Source organism: Actinobacillus lignieresii (assembly GCF_900444945.1).
GTDB lineage: Bacteria > Pseudomonadota > Gammaproteobacteria > Enterobacterales > Pasteurellaceae > Actinobacillus > Actinobacillus lignieresii.
Genome location: NZ_UFRM01000001.1, coordinates 282,720 through 308,772, shown reverse-complemented (window position 1 = coordinate 308,772; position 26,053 = coordinate 282,720). Strand labels below are relative to the sequence as shown.

General features: G+C 39.7%; 24 protein-coding genes. 6 read left to right on the top strand and 18 right to left on the bottom strand.

Going from position 1 to position 26,053, the window contains the following annotated elements; all coding sequences use genetic code 11:
* Window positions 1-8: 8 nt before the first annotated feature.
* Both DY200_RS01405 and DY200_RS01400 read right to left on the bottom strand, forming a co-directional pair.
* Window positions 9-662 (bottom strand): YchE family NAAT transporter, encoded by a 654-nt coding sequence (locus tag DY200_RS01405; protein ID WP_005597750.1) that lies wholly within the window; start codon window positions 660-662, stop codon window positions 9-11.
* A 121-nt stretch (window positions 663-783) separates the two neighbouring features.
* Window positions 784-2,661, bottom strand: coding sequence for a SurA N-terminal domain-containing protein (locus DY200_RS01400; protein WP_115586634.1), 1,878 nt, complete (start codon window positions 2,659-2,661; stop codon window positions 784-786).
* Window positions 2,662-2,889: 228 nt separating this feature from the next.
* On the opposite strand from DY200_RS01400, the gene DY200_RS01395 reads away from it, so the two are divergent.
* From DY200_RS01395 to DY200_RS01385, 3 genes are all read left to right on the top strand, one after another.
* A complete protein-coding gene (locus tag DY200_RS01395) occupies window positions 2,890-4,203 on the top strand; it encodes a cation:proton antiporter (RefSeq protein ID WP_115586633.1) in 1,314 nt (437 codons plus the stop codon).
* Between the two features lie 121 nt (window positions 4,204-4,324).
* Window positions 4,325-4,594 carry a 30S ribosomal protein S15 gene (gene rpsO, locus DY200_RS01390; RefSeq protein ID WP_005597777.1) on the top strand — a complete coding sequence of 90 codons (270 nt, stop codon included), beginning with the start codon at window positions 4,325-4,327 and terminating at the stop codon, window positions 4,592-4,594.
* Between the two features lie 77 nt (window positions 4,595-4,671).
* Entirely contained in the window at window positions 4,672-5,541 is an 870-nt protein-coding gene (locus DY200_RS01385) for a DUF808 domain-containing protein (protein ID WP_009874830.1), read from the top strand.
* A gap of 57 nt (window positions 5,542-5,598) precedes the next feature.
* On the opposite strand, the gene DY200_RS01380 is transcribed toward DY200_RS01385, so the two are convergent.
* From DY200_RS01380 to hemC, 4 genes are read right to left on the bottom strand one after another with little or no spacing between them, the layout of a single operon-like run.
* On the bottom strand, window positions 5,599-6,849 hold the full coding sequence (locus DY200_RS01380) for a heme biosynthesis protein HemY (RefSeq protein WP_115586632.1): 1,251 nt from the start codon (window positions 6,847-6,849) through the stop codon (window positions 5,599-5,601).
* A gap of 11 nt (window positions 6,850-6,860) precedes the next feature.
* Complete coding sequence (locus DY200_RS01375) at window positions 6,861-8,201, bottom strand: uroporphyrinogen-III C-methyltransferase (RefSeq protein WP_115586631.1); 1,341 nt, start codon at window positions 8,199-8,201, stop codon at window positions 6,861-6,863.
* Window positions 8,202-8,210: 9 nt separating this feature from the next.
* Window positions 8,211-8,975, bottom strand: a complete 765-nt coding sequence (locus DY200_RS01370) for a uroporphyrinogen-III synthase (protein WP_115586630.1) — start codon at window positions 8,973-8,975, stop codon at window positions 8,211-8,213.
* 8 nt (window positions 8,976-8,983) lie between these two features.
* A complete protein-coding gene (gene hemC / locus DY200_RS01365) occupies window positions 8,984-9,913 on the bottom strand; it encodes a hydroxymethylbilane synthase (protein ID WP_115587956.1) in 930 nt (309 codons plus the stop codon).
* Between the two features lie 268 nt (window positions 9,914-10,181).
* Between hemC and adhE the strand changes: the two genes are divergently transcribed.
* Window positions 10,182-12,797, top strand: coding sequence for a bifunctional acetaldehyde-CoA/alcohol dehydrogenase (gene adhE, locus DY200_RS01360; protein WP_115586629.1), 2,616 nt, complete (start codon window positions 10,182-10,184; stop codon window positions 12,795-12,797).
* A 158-nt stretch (window positions 12,798-12,955) separates the two neighbouring features.
* Here the strand turns inward: adhE and groL are convergent, their stop codons facing one another.
* The 5 genes from groL to DY200_RS01335 form a co-directional block, all read right to left on the bottom strand.
* Window positions 12,956-14,599 carry a chaperonin GroEL gene (gene groL, locus DY200_RS01355; protein ID WP_115586628.1) on the bottom strand — a complete coding sequence of 548 codons (1,644 nt, stop codon included), beginning with the start codon at window positions 14,597-14,599 and terminating at the stop codon, window positions 12,956-12,958.
* 63 nt (window positions 14,600-14,662) lie between these two features.
* Complete coding sequence (locus DY200_RS01350) at window positions 14,663-14,953, bottom strand: co-chaperone GroES (RefSeq protein WP_005597793.1); 291 nt, start codon at window positions 14,951-14,953, stop codon at window positions 14,663-14,665.
* Between the two features lie 211 nt (window positions 14,954-15,164).
* Complete coding sequence (gene deoD / locus DY200_RS01345) at window positions 15,165-15,887, bottom strand: purine-nucleoside phosphorylase (RefSeq protein WP_115586627.1); 723 nt, start codon at window positions 15,885-15,887, stop codon at window positions 15,165-15,167.
* A gap of 58 nt (window positions 15,888-15,945) precedes the next feature.
* Window positions 15,946-16,722 (bottom strand): deoxyribose-phosphate aldolase, encoded by a 777-nt coding sequence (gene deoC, locus DY200_RS01340; protein WP_115586626.1) that lies wholly within the window; start codon window positions 16,720-16,722, stop codon window positions 15,946-15,948.
* 136 nt (window positions 16,723-16,858) lie between these two features.
* Window positions 16,859-18,127: a NupC/NupG family nucleoside CNT transporter gene (locus DY200_RS01335; RefSeq protein ID WP_005610291.1), complete on the bottom strand. Its 1,269-nt coding sequence runs from the start codon at window positions 18,125-18,127 to the stop codon at window positions 16,859-16,861.
* A 212-nt stretch (window positions 18,128-18,339) separates the two neighbouring features.
* Here DY200_RS01335 and yczE point away from each other — a divergent pair, with 212 nt between their 5' ends.
* Complete coding sequence (yczE, locus tag DY200_RS01330; RefSeq protein ID WP_115586625.1) at window positions 18,340-18,984, top strand: membrane protein YczE; 645 nt, start codon at window positions 18,340-18,342, stop codon at window positions 18,982-18,984.
* A 51-nt stretch (window positions 18,985-19,035) separates the two neighbouring features.
* On the opposite strand, the gene DY200_RS01325 is transcribed toward yczE, so the two are convergent.
* From DY200_RS01325 to kduD, 4 genes are read right to left on the bottom strand one after another with little or no spacing between them, the layout of a single operon-like run.
* A complete protein-coding gene (locus tag DY200_RS01325; protein ID WP_115586624.1) occupies window positions 19,036-19,677 on the bottom strand; it encodes a bifunctional 4-hydroxy-2-oxoglutarate aldolase/2-dehydro-3-deoxy-phosphogluconate aldolase in 642 nt (213 codons plus the stop codon).
* 14 nt (window positions 19,678-19,691) lie between these two features.
* Entirely contained in the window at window positions 19,692-20,636 is a 945-nt protein-coding gene (locus DY200_RS01320) for a sugar kinase (RefSeq protein WP_115586623.1), read from the bottom strand.
* Between the two features lie 25 nt (window positions 20,637-20,661).
* Entirely contained in the window at window positions 20,662-21,303 is a 642-nt protein-coding gene (locus DY200_RS01315; protein ID WP_115586622.1) for an RpiB/LacA/LacB family sugar-phosphate isomerase, read from the bottom strand.
* A 40-nt stretch (window positions 21,304-21,343) separates the two neighbouring features.
* A complete protein-coding gene (gene kduD / locus DY200_RS01310) occupies window positions 21,344-22,099 on the bottom strand; it encodes a 2-dehydro-3-deoxy-D-gluconate 5-dehydrogenase KduD (RefSeq protein ID WP_115586621.1) in 756 nt (251 codons plus the stop codon).
* 182 nt (window positions 22,100-22,281) lie between these two features.
* Here kduD and kdgR point away from each other — a divergent pair, with 182 nt between their 5' ends.
* Window positions 22,282-23,067, top strand: coding sequence for a DNA-binding transcriptional regulator KdgR (kdgR, locus tag DY200_RS01305; protein ID WP_115586620.1), 786 nt, complete (start codon window positions 22,282-22,284; stop codon window positions 23,065-23,067).
* Window positions 23,068-23,136: 69 nt separating this feature from the next.
* On the opposite strand, the gene DY200_RS01300 is transcribed toward kdgR, so the two are convergent.
* Genes DY200_RS01300 through DY200_RS01290 form a run of 3 tightly spaced genes read right to left on the bottom strand, consistent with a single transcriptional unit; the run spans window position 23,137 to window position 26,033 of the window.
* A complete protein-coding gene (locus tag DY200_RS01300; RefSeq protein ID WP_115586619.1) occupies window positions 23,137-24,444 on the bottom strand; it encodes a TRAP transporter large permease in 1,308 nt (435 codons plus the stop codon).
* Window positions 24,445-24,463: 19 nt separating this feature from the next.
* Window positions 24,464-24,982 (bottom strand): TRAP transporter small permease, encoded by a 519-nt coding sequence (locus DY200_RS01295; RefSeq protein WP_115586618.1) that lies wholly within the window; start codon window positions 24,980-24,982, stop codon window positions 24,464-24,466.
* A gap of 58 nt (window positions 24,983-25,040) precedes the next feature.
* Window positions 25,041-26,033, bottom strand: coding sequence for a TRAP transporter substrate-binding protein (locus DY200_RS01290; RefSeq protein WP_115586617.1), 993 nt, complete (start codon window positions 26,031-26,033; stop codon window positions 25,041-25,043).
* Between the last annotated feature and the right edge of the window lie 20 nt (window positions 26,034-26,053).

The window sequence follows — 26,053 nt, the reverse complement described above, 5'->3', positions numbered from 1 at the left end:
CTATCCTTCTAATGAACGGAAGTTAATCCCGGAAATAAATTACTAAGCCCAGCTACAATAATTTCTATACCTAAAGCCATGAGGATCAGCCCCATAATACGAGTAACCACATTCGATCCCGTTTTACCTAATTTTTTCACTAACGGTGCGGAAAAACGGAATAAGATATAACATACCGCCGCAAATAAAATAATCGCCGCACTGAATCCGATATAATCCGTAACTTGATGATAACGAGTTCCCCATACGATCGTCGAACCGATTGCGCCCGGCCCCGCCATAATCGGCATTGCAAGCGGGACTACGCCGATATTTTCATATTCGCTGACATCCGCATTCTTTTCTTCTTTATTTTGTTTATGTTCTCCGAGTTTACCGCTAATCATCGTCATGGCGATACTGACAATCAGAAAACCGCCGGCAACTCGGAAAGAATCCAGCGAAATACTGAAAGCGTCTAAGATAAACTTACCGAAAAATAAACTAACCAATAGAATCACACCGATAGATACCGAAGTAACTAAGCTCGTATGATTTCTTTCCGCCTCATATTGATGAGCGGTCATACCGAAAAAAATGGGAAGTGAACCGAACGGATTCACAATCGCGAATAATCCAATAAAAAATTGAAGATAAATAGCAAGATTAAGATCGATTTCCACAGCTCACCAGCCTTCTAAGAGGGAATTATGCGTTATTATATAGAGTAAGAAAAATAAGACAAAACAAAAACGCCTAGAACATATCAGTTTTAGGCGTTTTTAAATATCAATCAAAACCGAATTAATGGGCTTGAGATTCCGCTTGTCCCATAAAATCTTGATTCACTTCAATCGAAGCTCTGGCACGTAAGTCTTTGAGTAAATCATTACGTAACAGTGTCTGTTCCGCCTGAGCAAATTGTACCGAAAGCGGTTTAAATTCCTCTAAGCTTCCGTCGATCACTTTATCTAAAGCAACAATAATCACATCGCCTTGTTGGTTACGCGCTACTTGATAAACAGCTTTGTCCGCAGGCTTCGGCATAGAAAAAACCGTTTGAGCTAATAACGGATTCTCACTTTCCGCCTGTGCGAATACTAACGTCTGAGCATTACCGAAAGAAACTTTCTCATCTTTACCTTCGTTAAGCGCTTTAACTTGTTCTTCCGCTTTCGCTAATAGGATTTGTTCCGCTTTTTGCTGTTTTATCGCCTCTGTGACCTCAGCTTTAGCTTCTTCTAAGGTTTTTACACGTTCGGCTTGATAATCGCTTACACGTACAAACATTGTTTTCGGGTTATGTTCGTCTCCGATATCCATCGCATCCGAATTCTGACCGCTTTGGCGTAACTCTCCGTTAAATAATGCTTTTAATACTTTTTCATTATTCAGTTCCGCCGGCACGTTTTGTTGGGTAAATTGTGCGGATTTTTGCACTTTTACACCGCCTGCTTGTGCAACCGATTCCAAACTGCCGCTATTCTCAAATGCTCTATTCGCCATTTCGCGCGCAATATTGGAATATTCGGTTAGAAGCAATTCTTGGCGAATCGTTTTAGTAATTTGATCTTTTACCTGCTCAAGCGGAATAACCGTTTCAGCCTTACGTTCCAACACTTTGATGATGTGATAAGCACCATCTACATTAACTACCGCACTTACTTGACCGTCTTGTAATGACGCAGCGGCAGCTTCAAACGCTTTCGGGAAAGTACCTGCTTTCGCCCAACCTAAATCCCCGCCTTGCGCAGCGGATAATTTATCGGTTGATTTAGTTTTGGCCAATTCGGCAAAATCAACTCCGTTTTTCACTTGTTCCGCAACAGCCTTAGCATCAGTTTCATTCGCTAACTGAATATGGGCGAAACGAGTTTCACCTTTAGTCGCGTAATCCGCTTTATTTTTTTCATAATAAGTTTTGACTTGCTCGTCATTAACTTGCACATTATTAGCTACGTCCGTCGGTGTTAATGTTACATATTCCACCGTTAATTTTTCCGGTTCGATTAATTCGGATTTATGCGCATCATAATATTTTTGTAATTCTTCCGCCGAAGCCGTTTGATTCGTCGCTTCCTTAGCAATCGAATAATTCGCCAAACGAACTTGACGTTTTTGAAGTAACAGTTTTGCTAATAACGCTTCTTGTTCCGGTACGTTAAACTCACTGCCGATAACCCCTTCTTGGATTTGAGAGAAAAGCATACCTTCATTAACGATTGCCGCGTAGCCGTCCGCGCTTAATCCGTTACTTCTTAAGGTTTGTTGATACAAATCGTTGCTAAACTTACCGTCTTGCTGGAATACCGGGCTATTTACAATTTCCGATTTAATTTGTTCCGCACTAATACCTAATTTCAGTTCTTTAGCGTATTGACGTAATAACTCTTCATCAACTAAGCCGTTTAACACGGACTGATTAAACTGTTTTGCATATTCCGGCGTATCAAGCAAATCCCAAAAACGTTCTCCCATCTGTGCGTTTAACACGCTTTGCTGACGGTTTTTAGCCGCATTAAACGCTTGTTGAGTAATTTCCGTACCATTGACTTTTACCGCCGCCGTGTCACCGCCGACTAACCCCGTACCGATACCGGTAATTACGAAAGATAAAGATACCAAGGCAAAAATAATTTTAAAAACGGGACCTTTCGTCCGTTCATGCATATTCTCAATCATGGATAAATTCCTAGAAGTTCATTACAAAAAATTGTCGTGATTATACTGTAAACCAAGTAATTCTCAAATGTGTAATTTTCAGAAAGCGTTATCCGGCAACAAATCGCCAGTTTAAGGAAATCCAGGAACTATTCTTTACATTAATTCGGAAACTTGTTTTAATCTATGCTTTAGACCTATATGCAAGCGGTCTGTTTTCACTTTTTATTTACTTCGACAGGATTACCCATGGGAATTTATGCCTATATTTGTTTCCTCTCCGCTCTGTCTATTTTACTCGGCTTCATTACAAGTAAAATTAGTGCCAAAGTGCAATCCACTATTGCAATTAGTGCTGCTGCAATGGTCTGTTCTCTACTCGTTTGGATTTTAGGTTCTTTAGGTTTATTTAACATCGATACGATGGCTAAAGAAGTAATAGAACAAATTGATTTCAAAAGTTTCTTACTTAACGGCATTTTAGGGTTCTTACTGTTTGCCGGTTCTTTAGGTGTCAAACTGCCGATTCTTAAAGATCAAAAATGGGAAATCACCATTTTTGCGCTCTTCTCAACGCTTGCCTCTACTTTCTTTATCGCCGGTTTAATTTATGCCGTCAGCCATCTTATCGGTTTACCGATTGACTTCATTTACTGCATAGTATTCGGTGCGTTAATCTCTCCGACCGACCCTATCGCCGTATTAGCGATTATTAAAAACTTACGTGCGCCAAAACGCTTATCGATGCAAGTGGAAGGCGAGTCTTTATTTAATGACGGCGTCGGTTTGGTTATTTTTATTACGGTATTTACCATTGCGTTCGGTGGTAAAGAAACCGGTTTCTCCGACATTATGGGGCTTTTTCTACATGAAGCAATCGGCGGTATCCTATTCGGTTTCGTACTGGGTTTCATCGCACATATCTTAATTTCCTCCACCGATGACGGTTCGATGGAAATGTTGATTACGCTAACCATTCCGACCGCCGGTTTTATGTTCGCAAGTAATGTATTGCATGTATCCGGCGCACTAGCAATGGTAGTGGCAGGCATTATGATGGGAAACTGGACGCGTCATTCGGGGTTCTCCGAACAGAGCCAACGTTATCTGGACCATTTCTGGGAAATGATCGATCATTTCTTAAATTCTTTATTGTTTTTCCTTATCGGCTTTGCATTATTACTGGTAGATTTCAATATTTATGGGGTCATTTTAATGGTTGCCGCTATCCCGATTTGCCTGATCGCTCGTTATTTTAGCTTATGGATTCCGTTTAAATTGATGCAACAATTCCGCACCTATAATCCTTACACGTTAAAAATTATGAGTTGGGGCGGATTACGCGGCGGATTGGCTTTAGCTATGGCTCTTTCTATTCCGAGTAAAGTCGCATTTGTTGAAGATATTGATGTTAAAGATCTTATTTTAGTTATGACCTATGCTGTCGTGATGTTTTCCATCTTAGTACAAGGCTCCACAATTGAACCGATGATTCGTAAAGCGAAAACCGTCGATCCGAATAGAGAGGAATATTTAAAACCGAGCGGTCATTCTTTGCATTAATTTTGCAAATTTTAGTTGAAATTTAACCGCTTTATCTTTAGAATTCGCAGTTCCTGTCCTAGCTGAGTTAGAGATCGGCTACGGATGTATTATCAACCCTTAACGAAAAAAGGATATTAAAATGTCTCTAAGCGTAGAAGCAAAAGCAAAAATCGTTGCTGAATTTGGTCGTGATGCAAAAGACACTGGTTCATCTGAAGTTCAAATCGCATTATTAACAGCTCAAATCAACCACTTACAAGCACACTTTGCCGAGCACAAAAAAGATCACCACGGTCGTCGCGGTTTATTACGTATGGTTTCACGTCGTCGTAAATTATTAGACTACTTAAAACGTACTGATCTTGCTAAATATTCAGAAACTATCGCACGTTTAGGTTTACGTCGCTAATTTCGAATTGAAATCAGAAGAGCCGAGCTATTTAGCTCGGTTTTTTTATAAATTCTATTTTTAAGGAAAGTATCTCAATGGCATTCAGCTCATTATTTACATTATTAGATGATATTGCATCCGTACTTGACGATGTATCGGTTATGACAAAAGTGGCGGCAAAAAAGACCGCCGGTGTCATCGGTGACGACTTAGCGTTAAATGCGAATCAAGTCAGCGGTAAACATATTTCACCGGATCGAGAATTACCTATCGTCTGGAGCGTAGCAAAAGGTTCGCTTATTAATAAAGTCATTTTGATTCCGCTCGCACTGTTGCTTTCAATTTACTTACCGCAGGCAATTCTTCCATTGTTAATGATTGGCGGTGCCTATTTATGTTTTGAAGGCGTAGAGAAATTATTACATAAATTCCTTCACAAAAAAGGCGAATATAATGCGGTTTCTGCGGAGGAACAAGTTTCAGAAAAAGATAAAATTAAAGGTGCGATTCGTACCGATTTTATTTTGTCGGCGGAAATTATTATTATCGCTTTAGGCGTATTACAAGAATCATCCACGATGATCAAAATCCTTTCTCTTTCAAGTATCGGGATCGGGATTACCGTGTTTGTTTACGGCTTGGTCGGATTAATCGTAAAACTGGACGATATCGGTCTATGGTTAATGCAAAAGAAAAGCGGGCTATCGCAATCTATCGGTAAAACGTTGCTGGTAGTAATGCCATGGTTTATGAAATCGCTTTCGGTAATCGGTACAATCGCTATGTTCTTAGTGGGCGGCGGTATTTTCTCGCATAATATTGCCGAAATTCATCACTTTGTCGAACATTTGGCTATTCCTGCACAGTTCGCCAGCCTTGTTGATTTAGTGGTCGGTATTATCGTCGGTTCAATTTGCTGCCTAATTATTTTACCGTTAATGAAACTATTCGGTAAAAAGCACTAATTCATACCCGCAAAAAAGCCGCTTATCTTTCGATAAACGGCTTTTTCATCGTCCGAATTATACGGATTTTTCAATTAACACAACATTCGGCTCAGGTTCGCTTTTCTTATCCATACTTACTTGTTTCAAATTAAGCTCGCGGATTTTACTCGCCAACTCCACATCACCGATTTGCTCCGCAACGTGAAGCGCCATAATTCTATCGTTTGCAACACACTCACGATGTTCGATCAATTGAGCGAAATAATTTTTCGCTTTCTCAAATAATCCTTCTCGGGTATAGATATAACCTAACGCTCTTGCATAATCGTCAGTATATTGCGCATCGGCTTTATCCGCTCGCTTAACCAACAGTTTTACCAATTTACTTTCTTCAGCAACTTGTAAACGAGTAAGTTGTTCAAGTAGCGGTACCAACTGATCATCTTCATATTTTTTCACGGTTTCCAGTGCAATCTCTTGAGCGGACTCATGATCATCGGTATCAATTAAGCGTTTGACTAAACCGGTACGAACATAAATGGATTTACGGCGACGGCTCGGTTGATTTTCCCACCATGCCAATAAACCGTCTTGTCCTTCCTCATTCATTTTTTCATCAAGTAAACCGTCATCAACAAAGTGCGTTAATGCATTGTACTCTTCTGCAGAAAGGAAACTACGTTGTCCAATATCTTCTAAAATACCGTCTAAAGCGTTATATGCTTTCGAGTCTTTATAAATGTTAATCGCTAAGCGCAGTACTTCCGTATTACGAGGAGCTAATTCAATTAAACTGTCAATCGCACTACGAGCCGCCGGCAGTTTATTTTGTTGAACTAAAATACGGGTTCGGGCTAATTCCACCGCAACATTATTCGGTCCGGCTAATTCCGCCGCTTCAATTAAATATTTATTCGCATTGAATTCATCACCGCCTTGTTGTGCTGCTTCGGCCGCTTTAATCAGATTTAAAACGGGCTCGTCCGCGTGTTTTGCATTCTTACTAAATAATTTTTCCGCTTTAGAATAATCGCCTTCGCTCATTCGCATTAACCCTTCTAAGGTTTCTTGCTGGGCTTTTTTATGTTTACGGTTAAAGAACCAGTTATACGAGCCTTTGCTTAAGCGACAAAAACGACTAATAATGACTTCAATCGAATAAACCACCGCCATTGCAATCACAAAGAAGACTACTAACATTACCAAGCTCATTTCGATTACCTTCGTATCGGTTTCAATACGAACGTAACCTTGATTACCGGAAAGATAAGGGCCGACAATTAAACTCGCCAGTAATAAAAGCATTAAAAAAAGCACTCTAAACATCGCTATCCTCCTTACTGTGCAACTGAAGACGGTTGTTCAGTTTGGGGCTGAACGGGTTGTTGCGGTACCGGCTCCTCTTTTGTTTCGGTAGCCGGTTGAGCTAATTCTTTTTCCGCTTTAATTTCAATTTTTTCTACCGTTTGAGGCACTTTATTTAAGAGATGTTCCAATAATTCAATACTTTTAAGACGATCAGGCGCATCAATATAAATAGATTGTTCGCTTAAATCATCCAATTCTTTCAAGAAACTTTTCACACTTTCGTTTTGCGTTTCAAAATAACTTCTAATCCAAGTACCGACCGCATCTAACGATTGCTTATACAATTCATTTTGCTGACGCGGGATAGCAAGAATAGCAATCTGTAAACGTAAACGAATATTCTCACGTAAATAAACTTCCTGATTCGGTGCGACAAACGCTTTTTCATCCGCTTTATTACGATCGCTTACACGAATAAAATGATCTAAGAAAGAACTTGCGCTTTTTTCAATATTTTTTTGCCAATCTTCAATCGAATCGCTTACTTCTCCGCTTTCCATTACGGTATCTTCAATAGCTTCATTAGCGATCATCGGTAAATCATCCAAACGATTTGCCAGTGCGGTTAAACGTTGCATCAAACTATTCTGATCTACGTTATTCACATTTGCTAACTGGCTCAAATCACTTTTAATCGCACTGCGTACATTTGCAACTTCCGTATTGGAAACTTGTGACAATACGCTATCCGCTTCCGATAATAAGCTCTTAGCCGTATCGATATCGTTATCCAAAACCAATTTGCGTAATGCGTTGTTGAGTAAAAAATCCGCATCGGATAATTTCCAAACAACCGATTCAGATTGAGGCACGCCGCTTACTTTTTGCAATTGTGTTTTCAAGCCGTTAATTTGATTCAGGTAATTCGATTGCTCTTGTTCTAATTGGCCGATACGTTCCAACGCTTTCTGATATGAAGAACCCAGTTCTGCAATTTGCGCTTTTTCCGCATCAAAATTCGGGATTTCTATTTGAGGAGAAGAAACAGGTTGTTGCCCTGCCAGTTTTGCGATTTGTTGCTCTACATCGGTAAATTTCTGATTTGCCAAATAATGACCCGCACCGCCGACTGCAATCGCAACTAATAATGCCAACAGAGCAATGCCTTTGCCGCCGGATTTTTGAACGACGACCGTTTTTTCTTCAGCCTTTTGTTCCACTTTCGTATCCTCTTTATCTGCTTGAGAAGCGGTCTCTTTTTCTGAATTTTCTACAAATTCCTGCTTAGATGAATTAGTTTCTTGCTCAACGGCAGTAACCGCTTCAACAACATCTTCCGTTTGTTCAATGTTCTGTTTATCTTTTGACATATTTCCACCTTAGTTAGATTTGTCGATAAATTTCAATACGCTTTCCAGCAGACTATTATTATCCGCTTTTTCGGACAGTAGAACCTTATTTCTACTCCAACCCAATTTATACGCCAGTTGAGCGATACGAGAGCTAACGACGATTAAGTGACATTCAATCAACCACTGACGATCGAGTTCCGCCGTTTGTTCGTATAAAGCGGTTAAAATATCCGAACTTGTCACGATAATACTATCAATGCCGGCTCGTTTACACAAACTCATTTTTTCAGTAATGTTATCTTCCGCATATTTACGACGATAACACTCTAAATATTGGACATTTGCTCCTCGCAAACTCGCTTGTTCCGCAAAAAAATCCCGCCCTTTCTCCGCTCGTAAAACGAGAATATTTTTTCCTTCTAAACACTGCATTTCAGGTAATTCCAGTAATCCCTCACTATTCTCGGAAGAGATCGGATAATACGTAGGATACGCTGTTTTTGTCGAAAAATAAGCTGCGGATTGTCTTCCCACCGCAAAATATTTTAAATCGGAACGATACTGAAAACCTGTCTGTACGAGCGTTTCCGAGGCAAAATCAATGGCATGTTTAGAAACGGCAAATACATAATCATCCGTATTCAGACGAGACATAACCGACGGAAGCTGAGGTAATTCCGTCCCAGCTTCAATCGTAAATAACGGCTGATGAATCGCAAAAATCTGATGCTGATTCAACATTTCAACTAATTCCTGCCCACGATGATCAGGGCGAGTAATTAACACATTCATTTTATTTCTTATTCGTCTTTATATACTTCCGCAAGGATTTTATCCGCACCTTGTGCAAGAAGTTGTTCGGCCACGGAAATACCTAATTGCTCGGCATTTTCTCTATCCGCTACTCCTGATGCTCGAATAATGCTCGAACCGTCCAGCGCACCGACCAAGGCGTTTAACGTTATTTCATTGCCGTTTAAGGTTGCAAAACCACCAATCGGCACTTGGCATCCGCCTTGCAAACGGGTATTCATCGCACGCTCCGCGATGACACAACAAGCGGTCGGATTATGATTTAATGTCGCAAGATAATTTAACACTCGCTCGTCATTTACTCGAGTTTCAATTCCTACCGCACCTTGTCCTGCCGCCGGCAAAGATTGTTCGACCGAAATAAAGCTACGAATGCGCTCAGGCATTCCTAAACGAATTAATCCGGCAGACGCTAAAATAATCGCATCATATTCGCCGTTATCCAATTTTGATAAACGAGTGCCAACGTTACCACGCAAAGATTTCACTTCCAAATGCGGATATTTTGCCATCAATTGACACTGACGACGTAAGCTGGATGTCCCCACAACGGCTCTGGCAGGTAATTCGTCTAAATTTTGATATTTATTTGAAACGAACGCATCACGCGGATCTTCTCGCTCACAAATTACCGCCAAACCTAAACCTTCCGGAAAGGTCATCGGCACGTCTTTCATCGAATGCACCGCAATATCCGCACGGTTTTCTAAAAGCGCCAATTCCAATTCTTTTACAAACAACCCTTTTCCGCCGATTTTAGCTAACGGGGTATCTAAAATCACATCGCCTTTAGTAACCATCGTCACTAATTCGACAGAAAGTTCCGGAAAACGTTTTTCTAATTCGTCTTTTACAAAATTTGCTTGCCACAATGCAAGAGGACTTTGGCGAGTCGCAATACGTAAGGTATCTTTCATAGGTAAATTCATCATTTTGTTGTACTTATATAAATGTTCTTATCCTACCATTAATTACCTGTAACTGCCAAAATTTCTGTGTAAAGTTAATACATTATGCATTGGATAGCCGCCTACTTATTTATGATAATTATTACACCAAATAAAATTTGACATAAATCAAAAACACCTCTAAAGAGTTATGAATTTAATGCAATCTACAAATATTTAGGTAATAATTTTATCAGTTAAAAAAATTTGAAATTTGAAACTTTAGAGGAACCAAACTATGGCTAACAATGCAAAAAATGCACAACCATATGATGCTCAAACCGAAGTAAATCAGCTAGTTGAAAACGGTTTAAAAGCTCTCGAAGAATTTCGTCAGCTTAACCAAGAACAAGTGGATTACATCGTTGCAAAAGCCTCTGTGGCGGCACTGGATAAACATGGCGTTCTGGCAATGCACGCTTATGAAGAAACGGAGCGGGGCGTATTTGAAGACAAAGCGACTAAAAATCTATTTGCTTGTGAATATGTCGTCAATAATATGCGACATTTAAAAACGGCGGGGATAATTAGTGAAGATGACGTCACGGGTATTACCGAAATTGCCGATCCTGTCGGTGTCGTATGCGGCATAACTCCGACAACCAACCCAACCTCAACCACTATCTTCAAAGCGTTAATCGCCCTCAAAACTCGTAACCCAATCGTTTTTGCTTTCCACCCTTCCGCACAACAATCTTCCGCTCATGCCGCTCAAGTTGTATATGATGCCGCCGTTGCTGCCGGCGCACCGAAAAATTGTGTGCAATGGATTAAAACCCCGTCAATGGAAGGTACTTCCGCATTAATGAAACATCCGGGTATTGCAACCATTCTTGCCACCGGCGGGAATGCCATGGTTGAAGCGGCATATTCTTGCGGTAAACCGGCATTAGGCGTAGGGGCGGGTAACGTACCGGCTTATGTGGAAAAAACTGCTAAACTAGAACAAGCTGTTTACGACATTGTGATGTCAAAATCTTTTGACAACGGTATGATTTGTGCATCCGAACAAGCGGCGATTGTCGATAAAGAAATCTATGCCGATTTCGTGAAAGAAATGCAATCTTACGGCGTATATCTGGTAAATAAAAAAGAAAAAGCGCTATTAGAAAAATTCATTTTCGGTGTGGATAAAGCCAAAGATGAAAACTGTGCCGGCGCAAAATTAAATGCGGCGGTCGTAGGTAAACCGGCGGCATGGATTGCCGAACAAGCGGGTTTTAGCGTGCCACCAAAAACAAACATCCTACTTGCAGAATGTGCGTTTGTCGGTGAAGGCGAACCGCTTACTCGTGAGAAATTATCACCGGTACTTGCATTATTGAAATCGAATTCAACCGAACACGGTTTAGAACTTGCCGAAGCGATGGTAAATTTCTACGGTTTAGGTCACTCGGCGGCAATCCATACACAAAATGTCGAATTAGCAAAAACATTCGGCGAGCGCGTTAAAGCGATTCGTGTAATTTGGAACTCGCCATCAACATTCGGTGGTATCGGTGACGTGTATAACTCATTCCTTCCGTCCCTCACATTAGGTTGTGGTTCTTACGGTAAAAACTCCGTAAGTAACAACGTAAGTGCGGTGAACTTAATTAATATTAAACGTGTGGGCAGACGGAGAAACAATATGCAATGGTTTAAAGTTCCATCAAAAATCTACTTTGAGCGTGATTCAATTCAATATCTCAAATCAATGAAAGATGCGGAAAAAGTGATGATCGTGACCGACCGCTCAATGGTAGATCTCGGTTTTGTCGATAGAATTACCGACCAATTACGCCAACGTCGTAATAAAGTGATGATTCAGTTATTTACCGATGTTGAACCGAATCCAAGTTTACAAACCGTACAACGCGGGACGGAACTTATGCGTAGCTTCCAACCGGATACCATTATTGCCTTAGGCGGCGGCTCGCCGATGGATGCGGCAAAAGTAATGTGGTTATTCTATGAACAACCGGAAGTGGATTTCCGTGATTTAGTTCAGAAATTTATGGATATTCGTAAACGTGCGTTCAAATTCCCGCAATTAGGTCGTAAAGCGAAATTTGTCGGTATCCCGACCACATCCGGTACCGGTTCCGAAGTCACGCCGTTTGCGGTCATTACTGACGGTGATATTAAATATCCGTTGGCCGACTACTCTCTCACGCCGACAATTGCGATTGTAGATCCTGCATTAGTGATGTCAGTGCCGGCTCATGTTGCAGCGGATACCGGTTTAGACGTATTAACTCACGCAACAGAGGCTTATACTTCAATTCTTGCCAACGACTACACCGACGGTTTAGCGTTACAGGCAATTAAACTGGTATTCGAAAATTTAGAAAAATCCGTGAAAGAATTTGATGAAGTCGCTCGCGAGAAAATGCACAATGCTTCAACTATGGCAGGTATGGCGTTTGCAAATGCGTTCTTAGGTATTTGTCACTCAATGGCGCATAAAATCGGCGGTAAATTCCACACAATTCACGGCCGTACCAATGCGATTTTATTACCGCACGTAATTCGTTATAACGGTACTCGCCCGACTAAAGTGGCAACTTGGCCGAAATACACAAACTATGTTGCGGATAAACGCTTCCAAGACATCGCACGTATTTTAGGTTTACCGGCGACAACGCCTGAAGAAGCGGTGGAATCTTACGCTAAAGCGGTACATGATTTAGCAGTACGTTGTGGTGTTAAAATGTCTTTACGTGAACAAGGTATTGACGAACAAGAGTTCTTAGACGCACGTCGTGAGCTTGCACTAAATGCCTTTGAAGACCAATGTACTCCGGCAAATCCACGTCTTGCAATGGTAGAAGATATGGAAGAGATAATGACAAAAGCTTATTACGGCAAATAATCCTTTTCTCTTATTATGATTGATTGATGAAACGAACTGAGGGCTAACGAGAGTTAGCCCTTTTTTCATATTTTGCCTAATATGTGATGAGATATAATATAAAAAAACCTCCGAGAAATTTCTCGGAGGTCTTAATTAACAAACTAATGGGGGATGAATTACATCATTCCGCCCATACCACCCATGCCGCCCATTGCTGCAGCCGGATCTAATTTTTCCTCTTTCGGTAAATCTGTGATCATACATTCTGTCGTGATCATTAAACCTGCAATTGATGCTGCGAATTGTAATGCCGAACGAGTTACTTTTGTCGGATCTAAGATACCCATCTCAAGCATATCGCCGTATTGTTCCGTACCGGCATTATAACCGTAGTTACCGTTACCGTCTTTCACATTACGAGCCACAACGGACGCTTCTTCGCCTGCGTTAGTCACGATTTGGCGAAGCGGTGCTTCCATCGCACGAAGCGCAAGTTTGATACCGACATTTTGCTCTTCGTTATCACCTGTTAAAGTAGCCGCAACTTTAGAAGCCGCACGCACTAATGCAACACCGCCTCCCGGTACGATACCTTCTTCAACTGCCGCACGAGTTGCGTGTAACGCATCATCAACACGATCTTTTTTCTCTTTCATCGCCACTTCGGTTGCCGCACCAACTTTAATTACCGCAACACCGCCGGCTAATTTCGCGACACGCTCTTGAAGTTTCTCTTTATCGTAATCTGATGTTGAATCTTCAATTTGTTGGCGAATTTGTGCTACACGTGCTTTGATTTGCGCTTCGTCACCGATACCGTCAATAATGGTTGTATTGTCTTTAGTAATCACAACACGTTTTGCTTGACCTAATTCTTCAAGTGTCGCTTTCTCAAGTTCCATACCGATTTCTTCCGAAATCACGGTACCTGCGGTTAAGATTGCAATATCTTGTAACATTGCTTTACGACGATCGCCAAAGCCCGGTGCTTTTACTGCAGCCACTTTCACGATACCGCGCATTGTATTCACAACTAATGTTGCTAACGCTTCGCCTTCGATATCTTCCGCTACGATTAATAACGGTTTACCTGCTTTTGCTACCGCTTCTAATACCGGTAAGATTTCACGAATGTTGCTGATTTTTTTATCGACTAAAATAATGTATGGGTTTTCTAATTCAACCGTACCGGCTTCCGGTTTATTGATAAAGTATGGAGAAAGGTAACCACGGTCAAATTGCATACCTTCTACCACATCTAACGCATCATCTAAACCTGTACCGTCTTCAACAGTGATAACGCCTTCTTTACCGACTTTTTCCATTGCTTGCGCAATTAATTTACCTACAGTTTCATCAGAGTTTGCTGAAATAGTGCCTACTTGCTCAATTTCTTTTGAAGTTTCGCACGGTTTAGAAATCGCTTTTAATTCTTCCACTACAGCAACAACCGCTTTATCGATACCGCGTTTTAAATCCATCGGGTTCATACCTGCCGCTACTGCTTTTAAGCCTTCGTTTACGATTGCTTGCGCAAGAACAGTTGCGGTTGTCGTACCGTCACCTGCCGCATCGTTCGCTTTTGACGCCACTTCTTTTACCATTTGTGCGCCCATATTTTCGAATTTATCTTCCAATTCGATTTCACGTGCAACCGACACGCCGTCTTTAGTGATGGTTGGTGCGCCGTATGCTTTATCTAATACGACATTACGACCTTTTGGGCCTAAAGTTACTTTTACCGCATCCGCTAAAATATTCACGCCTTTTAACATTTTTACACGTGCGTCATTACCGAATTTAACGTCTTTTGCTGCCATTTTTTCTTCCTATAAATTATTTATTCAATTTGCAAAAAATTAGTGAAAACTGACCGCTTATCACTACTCTACGATAGCTAAAATATCGTTTTCAGAAAGAATTAACACTTCTTCGCCGTCAATTTTTTCTGATTTAACCCCATAACCTTCGTTGAAGATAACGACATCACCAACTTTTACCGCTAATGCTTGTACGGAACCGTTTTCTAATAAACGACCTGTACCAACCGCAATTACTTTACCGCGCGTAGATTTCGTCGCTGCCGAACCGGTTAAAACGATACCGCCTGCAGAACGTGTTTCCACTTCTTCACGTTTTAAAATTACTTTATCGTGTAATGGACGAAGAGTCATTGTCTGTTTCCTTCTATTATTTATTTGTAAAAAAATTTCGCACGCCGAATTGCGTGCAATGATAACCAACATTGGGGCAGATTATCAGCTTTCAAGTGAGTTTTACAAAATTTTGTGCAAAAGCAATCGCTTTCGTCTGATTTTTAGACAAAAAAATCCTCCGAGATTTTCAGCTCAGAGGATTTGTAAAGTAATACGGAAAATCGACCGCTTATTCCGCTTTATCGCCGATTAACACGGACTCTAATGCAATCGTAATCATATCATTAAAGGTTAATTGGCGTTCTTCCGATGAAGTTTGCTCACCGGTACGGATATGGTCTGAAACGGTACAAATCGCTAACGCTTTTGCATCGTATTCCGCCGCTACCGCATAAATGCCCGCCGCTTCCATTTCCACGCCTAAAATGCCGTATTTTTCCATTACGTCAAACATTTCCACATCCGGCGTATAGAATAAGTCCGCAGAGAATAAGTTACCGACACGTGCCGCAATACCTTTTTGTTTTGCCGCTTGTACCGCCGCTAAGGTCATATCAAAGTCGGAAATTGCCGCAAAATCGTTGTCACGAAAACGGATACGGTTTACTTTTGAATCGGTGCAAGCACCCGAACCGATAATTACATCACGCACTTTTACATCTTGACGTACCGCACCGCAAGAACCGACGCGAATGATCTTTTTCACACCGTATTCGGTAATCAATTCTTTTGCATAAATTGAGCAAGAAGGAATCCCCATACCGTGTCCCATGACCGAAATACGGCGACCTTTATAAGTACCGGTGTAGCCGAACATATTACGCACGTCCGTTACTTGTACCGCATCTTCTAAAAATGTTTCCGCAATATATTTTGCACGAAGCGGATCGCCCGGCATTAATACAACGTCAGCAAATGCACCTTCCGGTGCGTTAATGTGTGGAGTAGCCATTTTGTTTTCCTCTATTACGATATAGTTTGTAAAAAATTAATAAATTTAGACCGCTTGCTTAGTAGCCACTGACTTTTTGGTTTGCTTGTCCGTTTAATGCCGCCAGTAAATTCGTTAGTAAACTTGAAGCGCCGAAACGGAAATGATCCGCATTCACCCAATCATGACCTAAAATTTCTTGCGCAAGCGCTAAATATTGCGCCGCTTCTTCCGCTGTTTTCACGCCGCCCGCCGCTTTAAAGCCGACTCTATCCGCTACCTTTAAATCACGAATGGTTTCTAACATAATACGAGCAGATTCAAGCGTTGCATTTACCGGCACTTTACCTGTTGAAGTTTTAATAAAATCCGCGCCGGCTTTAATGGAAATTTCGCTCGCTTTACGAATTAATTCGGCAGTTTTCAGTTCGCCGGTTTCAATAATGACTTTTAGTAATACGTTTGACGCTTGGCAAACCACCTTACATTGTTGTACCAATTCAAAGCCGATTTGTTCGTTACCCGCCATTAATGCTTTGTAAGGGAAGACCACATCCACTTCATCGGCACCGTAAGCCACCGCCGCTTTGGTTTCTGCGACTGCAATGTCAATATCATCGTTACCATGCGGGAAATTGGTTACCGTGGCAATCTTAACTTGCTCGGTTCCCTGTGCTTTTAATGCTTTACGAGCAACCGGCACAAAACGCGGATAAACGCATACCGCTGCCGGCGTACCGAATTCCGTCTTACCTTGTTGGCAAAGCGCAATAACTTTCTCATCCGTATCGTTGTCATTCAATGTGGTTAAATCCATTAAGGATAAAGCGATTTTCGCCGAATCTTTTAAACTCATACGAGCCCCCTTCTTACTTTTGTAAAAATATAGAAAAATTAGACCGCTTGCACGATATACATACGCGCAAACGTTTACTTAGCTCTAAAACGACAACACCACTGTTTCCAGTGGTGTTTCTATAAATCAATTGCGATTACATTACCGCGCCGCCGATACCGATAAATAAACCGGCAATCGCCGCACTCATTAAGTTGGAGAGCGTACCTGCAACAACAGCTTTCACCCCCATACGCGCTACGTCGCTACGACGACTTGGCGCCATACCGCCTAAACCGCCGATTAAGATTGCGATTGAGCTTAAGTTTGCAAAACCACATAGTGAGAAAGTGATGATAGCGATTGTTTTCGGACTTAACGCAACCGCCGCTTCCGGTTTTAAGTAATTCACGAAATCGGCATAAGCGACGAATTCATTTAAAATTAATTTCTGACCGATTAACGAACCGGCTACTTGCGATTCGGCTCCCCAAGGCACACCGATTAGCCATGCTAAAGGTTGGAATACATAACCGAATAATGATTGTAACGTTACGTTTTCATAACCGATAAATGAAGATACGCCACCGATAAAGCCGTTAAGCATTGCGATCAATGCGATAAATGCTAATAACATTGCACCGACGTTCATTGCCAATTGCATACCGGAGAAGGCACCGACTGCCGCCGCTTCAATGACATTCGAAGGTTTTTCTTCAATGTCGTCATCGCTTAATTCGTCTTTAAATTGTTCTGATTGAGGATGAAGAATTTTAGCGAATAATAAACCGCCCGGCGCCGCCATAAACGATGCGGCAATTAAATACGGAAGCGGTACGCCCATACCTGCATAACCAATCATTACCGCACCGGCAACCGAGGCTAAACCGCCGCACATTACCGCGAATAACTCGGAGTTAGTCATTGATTTAATGTAAGGTTTAACTAAAAGAGGCGCTTCTGTTTGACCGACGAAAATATTCGCCGCCGCAGACATCGATTCTGATTTTGACGTGCCTAATACTTTTTGTAACGCACCGCCGAGGATTCGAATCACAATCTGCATGATACCTAAATAGTAAAGAACGGAAATAAGCGCAGAGAAGAAGATAATCGGAGGAAGCACTTTTAATGCGAAAACGAAACCGCCGCCGCCGAACACTTCAAACATTTTGTCGCTGACCAAGCCGCCGAATAAGAAGCTGATACCGTCGTTACCGTAGCTGATAACTTTACTCACACCTTCCGCTGCCGCTAATAAACCTTTACGACCCGTTTCCCAATAAAGGATGATCGCACCGATACCGACTTGTAGAACTAACGCTCCGATTACCGTACGGAAACTGATTGCTTTACGATTATTTGATAATACAAAGGCAATCAGTAGCAGTACGACAATACCTAAGATACTATTTAACGCACTCATTTGAAAAAACCTCAAAAAGAAAAGTAATAATACGTCGTTTTCCGAAAAAAACACCATCTAAAAAAGTTTCATAACTATACCTTTTTTTACACAAAAAATCTCTAAAATTTTACCTTATGAATATTCGAAATTGAGAAGTTGATCACATTATTACTATTTAAAATCATATAAATAGATATAATGATTACTTGTTTTTTCTCAATTGAGCATTTATGTCAAAAAAATCACCGATTCCGCTCATGCGTTGGTCTGCCCGGCACCAATGGGAACTGCGCTTTGATACCATTTTAATTATTTCATTGACGATGATTTTTATCGGCATCGCAGAAGGATTACTGATCTTAGCGAATTTGGGTGCAACACCTTGGACGGTATTATCGCAAGGCTTAGCCTTACAGCTGGATATCTCTATCGGCACCTCTATCGCGCTGATCAGTTTTGTCGTGTTATTACTTTGGATTCCGTTTAAATTACGTTTCGGTTTAGGCACATTACTGAATATTGCTTTAATCGCATTATTTACCGATCTTACCGTACGTTTTCTCGAACAGCCCGAAACGCTCTTTCATAGAGTAAGCTATATGTTAGTCGCAATTCTCATATACGGTATCGGTACGGCGGTTTATCTTTCCTGCCGATTGGGGGCTGGCCCTAGAGACGGGTTAATGGTGGGAATCTGTTTACGTTACGGTTGGAAAATCAGTATAGTGAGGACATTAATAGAAGTTTCAGCCTGTGCGGTCGGTATTCTGCTCGGCGGTACTTTCGGGATCAGCACTATACTTTTTGCGATAAGTATCGGCTGGCTGATTCAAATTACTTTTTCTTTTTTAGTACGCTATTTTCAAGCGGTCTGATTTTGCACGTTTTTTGCAAAAAGCAGAGAAAATCAAACCGCTTGCTTGTAATTAAGCGTGGGTTAGTGCTATGGCTTCTCGTACCAATCTACCGATTTCATCCCAATTCTTCGCTTGAATCAAAGATTTCTCGACAAACCAAGAGCCGCCGCAAGCCACAATATTCGGAATGGCGAGGTAGTCCTTGATATTGCTCGGGCTGATACCGCCGGTCGGCATAATTTGCAGATTACCATAAGGACCGAGTAAGGCTTTAATCATTTTCACACCGCCGCTGGCTTCCGCTGGGAAAAATTTGACCGCTTCAATGCCTAACGATAATGCCGCTTCAATCGACATCGGATTGTTTACCCCCGGCGTAATCGGAAAATCTAAATCTTGGCACAGTTTCACGATAGTCGGGTTAAAGCCCGGTGTCACGACAAAATCCGCACCGGCATTTTTCGCTTTGACCACTTGCTCGGCGGTTAATACCGTACCGGCGGCAATCAATACGTCCGGATAATGCTGGCGTACTAAGCGAATCGCTTCTTCCGCCGCAGCCGAGCGGAAAGTAATCTCCGCCACCGGTAAACCGTTCTCCGCTAACGTCTTAACTAACGGTAAAATATCTTCCGCTTGTTCTACCGCAATTACCGGCACGACTTTTAACTGACGAAGTTTTTCAATAATTTGTTCTGTTGTATATTTCATCATTTTTTTCCTTACTACATAGCATTAAATTGGGCGAATAAATGAGCGGTCGCCGATTTATCTATAATTGCGCCTTTGTGCTGAATCACTATACCTGCTAATTGATTACCTTGACGGCAACACACCGCTAAAGGCTTGCCTTGTAAATAACCGGCTAAAAATCCGGCATTGAAAGAATCCCCTGCCGAAGTGGTATCCACAACGTGTTCCACCGGTGTCGTAGGCACAAAAGTTTGTTGCAGATGCTCACATACGACTGCGCCGCGGCTACCTTGTTTAACAATGATTTTAGCGATCCCATAAGCAGATAAACGAGCAATAGTCTGCTGTTCGTCTTCATCTTGCCATAACATCTCCTCATCATCGAATGTGACTAAAGCGACATCGACTAAAGGCAATAACTCACGATAACAGGCTTGTGCTTGCTCAAGACTTTCCCATAATTTCGGACGGAAATTACTGTCAAAGGCAATTTCCACACCGGCTTGTTTTAACTTCGCTAAAGAGGTAATCAACAACTTTCGATCATTTTCAGGCAGGATTACTAAAGAAATGCCGCTTAAATAAATCATATCCACCGAATCCAGCTCACTTAATACTTGAGGGAAATTCGAATGTTGCAATAAATAACGAGCGGCCGATTGATTGCGCCAATATAAGAAAGTCCGTTCGCCTTTCTTATCCAATTGAATTAAATATAACCCCGGCGAACGCTGCTCGTCTTTTAAAACCCATTGGGTATCAATGCCGTCTGCCTGCCAATAAGCTAACATACCTTGACTCAGCTTATCCGTTCCTAAGGCAGACACGTAGCATACTTGAATCTGTTCGGGAGTAGATACACGTGCTAAATAGGTTGCCGTATTAAGCGTATCGCCGCCATAAGTTTGGCGCATTTGCCCAAACGGCTCCCCGTTCAGCTCTATCATACACTCCCCTAAAAGGGCTAGTTTTTTCATCTTGGTCACCGATTAGTAAACTATTTTAGTTCGATAGTAATTTTCGGACAAAAAGTTCGATTTCTGGTACTTGACAATGGGCAAAGAAGCATTCTTGAAACTGTTTACTACCTACTGCAACTTTTAGTAATTCTGTATCGATAGATTGTAATACTTCAAGATAATCATCTTTTATAACTGCTTTTTTAACTTGATTTAAAATATTGGCATTTCTAATTTGGGGTTTCTTTCTTTCTAAAGGATATCCTTCTCCACGAACACCAGTAAATGCTTTTTCAAAGATATAGCGCACATTTAGTTCAGCTCCCCAACCAAATCCTTTTGCAAACGCGAGCGACAAGGCATTCCCATTATTGATTTTAGTGAATAAAAAGGCATCTGTTGGATCTAGACAATATCCGCATACAACGCCAGGATGAATATTTAAGGACATCATTGCACCTTGTCCTGTACCACAACCTGTAATAATAAAATCCACGGATTTAGAATTAATCAAAATACTAGCCATAATACCCAAATGAATATAGGTAAGATGATGATCATTTTCGTCTGTCATTCCAACATTAAAAACTTGATGACCTTTAGGATCCACACACTCTCTTAGTTCTTTTAAAATAATAGCATTTTTAGATGCTTGACTATTTTCCATTATTAGAGCGATTTTCATTTTTAACACCTTATGAATAAATATAATTTAAATAATAAAATTATCTCGCTAACCATCCGCCATCTACTGCAATAGTATAACCATTTACATAATCACTAGCAGAGGATGCTAAGAATGTACAAGGACCAGCTAAATCACTAGGAAGTCCCCATCTACCAGCAGGAATTCGATCTAAAATCTCTTGGCTACGCTTCTCATCAGCTCTTAATGCAGCTGTATTATCGGTTGCCATATATCCCGGCGCAATCGCATTAACGTTAATATTGTATTTTGCCCATTCGTTTGCCATAGCTTTAGTGATTCCCATTACTGCACTTTTTGATGCCGTATATGATGGAACACGGATACCACCTTGGAAAGATAACATTGAAGCAACGTTAATAATTTTGCCGCCATGGCCCTGTGCTATAAATTGTTTTGCAACAAGTTGTGAAAGGAAAAATACGGTTTTCAAATTAATATTAATGACATCATCCCAATTCTGCTCGCTAAAATCGATAGCATCTTCTCGACGAATAATACCTGCGTTATTAACTAAAATATCTATTTTTCCAAAAATAGCGGTCGCTTTTTCCACAATTTCAGCAAGCCTATCCTGTTGCATAAGATTAGCTTCAATATTGATAAATTTACGACCGATAGTCTCAATCTTTTGTTTGGTCTCTAACGGTTCTGTTAAATTAATTCCAATAATGTTACAACCAGCTTCCGCCAACCCTAAAGCCATACCTTGCCCAAGTCCGGTATTACATCCTGTAACGATGGCTACTTTTCCAGTTAAATCAAATAATTTCATATGATATCTCCTCTAATGTAGAACAATTATTCATTACATGAATATGATTAAATTAATATGAGCATAATACATATTTAAAATAACTAAATCAATAATAATGAAACAATGTTTTATTATTTATTTTATTAAAATAAATAATTTTATGATATGATAACTGCACTAAATTTTAGTCGGAGAAAACTATGGTAAACAGTAAAGATAATCAACTAGAAGCAGTTTCATCGGTCTTAAAAGTTTTTGGTATTATTGAGGCTTTATCTGAGCAAAAAGACATAGGGATTACTGAACTTGCACAAAGATTAATGATGTCAAAAAGTACAACCTACCGTTTTTTACAAACGATGAAAACTTTGGGAATCGTAGTTCAGGAAGATGAGTCTGAAAAATATAGCCTAACTTTGAAACTATTTGAAATAGGTTCCAAAGCACTGGAATATACAGATTTAATTACACTGGCAAATAAAGAAATGTTACATATATCTTCCTTGACTCATGAAACATTACATCTAGGAGCATTAGACGGACATGAAATTGTCTATTTGCATAAGATTGATTCTGAATACAGCTTGCGAATGTACTCGCGAATTGGTAGAAGAAACCCTGTTTATAGTACTGCAATAGGCAAAATTCTTTTATCATCTTTAAGCAATGATGAAATTCAAGTTTTATTAAAAAACGTTGAATTTAAAAAAAATACACCTAATACATTAGAAAATGTTGCTGTGCTATTAGAACAATTAGAAGATGTTCGTAAAAAAAATTATGCTGAAGATAATGAAGAGCAAGAAGTAGGTTTACGTTGTCTTGCCGCCCCTATTTATAATCGATTCGGTAAAATAATTGCCGGAATATCTATTTCAATACCTGTGGTGCGTTTTGATGAAAATAATATGAATAATTTAGTCGATTTATTAAAAACAGCAGGGAAAAACATTTCTGAAAAGTTAGGATATCATAATTATCAATAATAACTTAATAATGCTTTTAAAAATAAAAAATCACCTTATTTAAAGGTGGTTTTTTATTTTTAAGATTTCTTATCCGACCAGCCCCATTAATTCTGGTAATAACATTGACACACTAGGAATATAAGTTACTAACATCAGAACAATAAATATTGCGATAAAGTATGGGATTAAAATCTTAACGACGCTTTCAATATTAATATTTGTTACTTTACATCCGGTAAATAATATTGGTCCAACTGGTGGAGTAATAGTACCTAAGGATAAATTAAATACAAGTATAATACCGAATTGTACTGGGCTCATGCCTAAACTTACACAAATAGGTAGGAAGATTGGTGTAAAAATTAATACTGCCGGAGTCGGGTCCATAAATGTTCCGACAAATAATAAAATAATATTTATTAATAATAGGATTAATATAGGATTATCAGTTAATGATAATAAGCCGCTAGCAATTGCGTTAGGAATTTGAGTAAATGCCATTACCCAAGACATAATTGATGATGTCGCTAACATAAAAATTACAATTGCCGACATTTTAGCAGTATCTAAAAAGATCTTAGGTAACGCTTTAAGATCTAGTGTTCTATAACATAAACTCAATATCAATGAATAAACTACTGCAATACCTGATGATTCCGTAGCGGTAAACACCCCGGCTAAAATACCACCGATAACAATCACTACAAGCGATAAACTAGGTAATGCATCAATAATGACTTTTAAACGCTCCATATTCGTCATTTTTTGTTTAGTTGTATAGCCGCGTTTCTTCGCCATAAAACCGGCAACAAGCATTACTGCTAATCCCCATAGAATTCCCGGTACATACCCAGCCATAAATAAAGCAGAAACAGATACACTTCCGGCAATAGTTGCATATACAATTAAAGTATTACTTGGTGGAATTAACATTCCGGTCGGAGCAGAAGCAATATTTACTGCGCTACTATATCTTGGATCATAGCCTTCTTTTGCTTGTATCGGAGACATAATACCGCCTACTGCGGCTGCCGATGCAACACCAGAACCACTAATTGAGCCAAATAGCATATTTGAAACAATATTAGTTTGGGCTAATGAACCGGGTAAGCATCCACTAACTAACTTTGATAAATTAACTAATCGAATCGCAATACCTCCACTATTCATAATATTCCCGGCAAGAATAAAGAAAGGAATCGCGACCAAAGCAAAAGAATCTAAGCCTACGAATATTCTTTGTGCGGAAGTAATCACAGCCCCTTGATAAGGTAAGATAGATAACATTGCAGCAAAAGAAGATATGCCAATACTAACACTTATAGGAGTGCCTATAATTAAGAAAAAAATTGTTCCTAAGAACATTATGAGAGCAGCAAGAGTTGCAGTATCCATAATATTACCTCATTAAAATTTAATTATTTAATTCTTTTAATTTGCTATATAATTTAAATTCATTGTAAATAAAATAAAAAATAGTGATTGCTCCACTAATAGGTATTGCTGAATAGATGACGCCTATAGGTAAATTTAATGCGGAGTCTACTTGAAACATTTGTCTTACTGACGCATTAAAACCACCATAAATCATAATACTTACTACAAATGTAAGAATAGTAAATTCCGAAAACATATCTAAAATAATTTGTGTTTTTTCCGAAAATTTATTTTTCAAAAATTCAATAGACATATGTTCTCTTAGACCAAACACATAAGCTCCACCAAAAAGAATTAACCAAATAAATAGATAACGAGAAAGTACTTCGCTAATATTACTCGGGCTATTAAACAGATATCTGGCAACTACTTGATATGTCACTAAGATAGTCATTAAGCCAACAATAAAAATACATATAGATGATATAATGTAGTCAATAAATTTCTTTGTAGTTTCCAGATAATAAAGTAGAGATTTCTGTTCAAGATTGTGCATATTTTATTCCTTTAATTAGTAAACTCGGTTAAACATAATTTAACCGAGTTATATAAAGTTATTCGGAAATATTAGTTATTTTATCGAAGAGTTCCTTTTGCTCCGGCGATTTGATTAAATCTTTTTGAACGTCTTGACAAGCATTTCTAAAGATTGTTGTATCGACTTCAATAAAGGTTGCGCCTTTGTCTTTTGCAAGTTTTTCAGACTCAAGAATTTGTTTATCCCAAAGATCAAATTCTGTTGTGATACTTTCCTTCGCCAATTTGCGTAAAGTAGCTTGATCCTCCGATGACATTGTAGAAAGTGCCATATCACTAATTACTAATAAGTCGGCTACACGTAAATGCTGTGTTCTAGAAAAAAATGGAGCAACTTCATAATGTTTTAGATCTGCATAAGTAATTTCATTATTCTCTGCACCATCTAACACACCTTGTTGAATTGCCGTATATACTTCACCTTGGCTCATTGGCATACCTGTTCCGCCCATACAAGCTAATGTTTTTAACATCGTATCCGATTGTAAAACTCGGATTTTTTTACCTTTTAACTCTTCTTTAGTTGTAACCGATTTATCTTTAGTATAGATACTTCTAGCACCAGCAGTATAAGCAGCTAAAACATTAAAACCGAATTTTGAAGTTGAGGAAAATAAAGGATCTAAAATGTCTGAGCTATACACTTTTTTCTGATGTGCTGTACTTTTATAAAGATAAGGTAATGCTAATACAGAAAAAGTTTTATCATAGTTTTCAACTAATGGATTTGCTACAACCGCAAGTTGAATCGCACCGTTTTGTACCAGTTCTAAACTTGCACGCTGATCGCCTAATAACTCATTTGGATAAATGGTTAGTTTATATCTGCCCTGTGTTGCACTTTCGAATTTATTGCTTAAATCCTCTAATGCTTGATATTGAGGATGTTGTTTGGATTGGTTAAATGCAACTTTTAATTCAGTTGCCGCATAGGCCTGGTTTGCTAAAAAAGTTGCACTTAATACTGCAAGAAATGTTGCTGATTTTGTAAAAGATTTGAAAGTTTTCATAAAAAGCTCCTTCGCCCAAA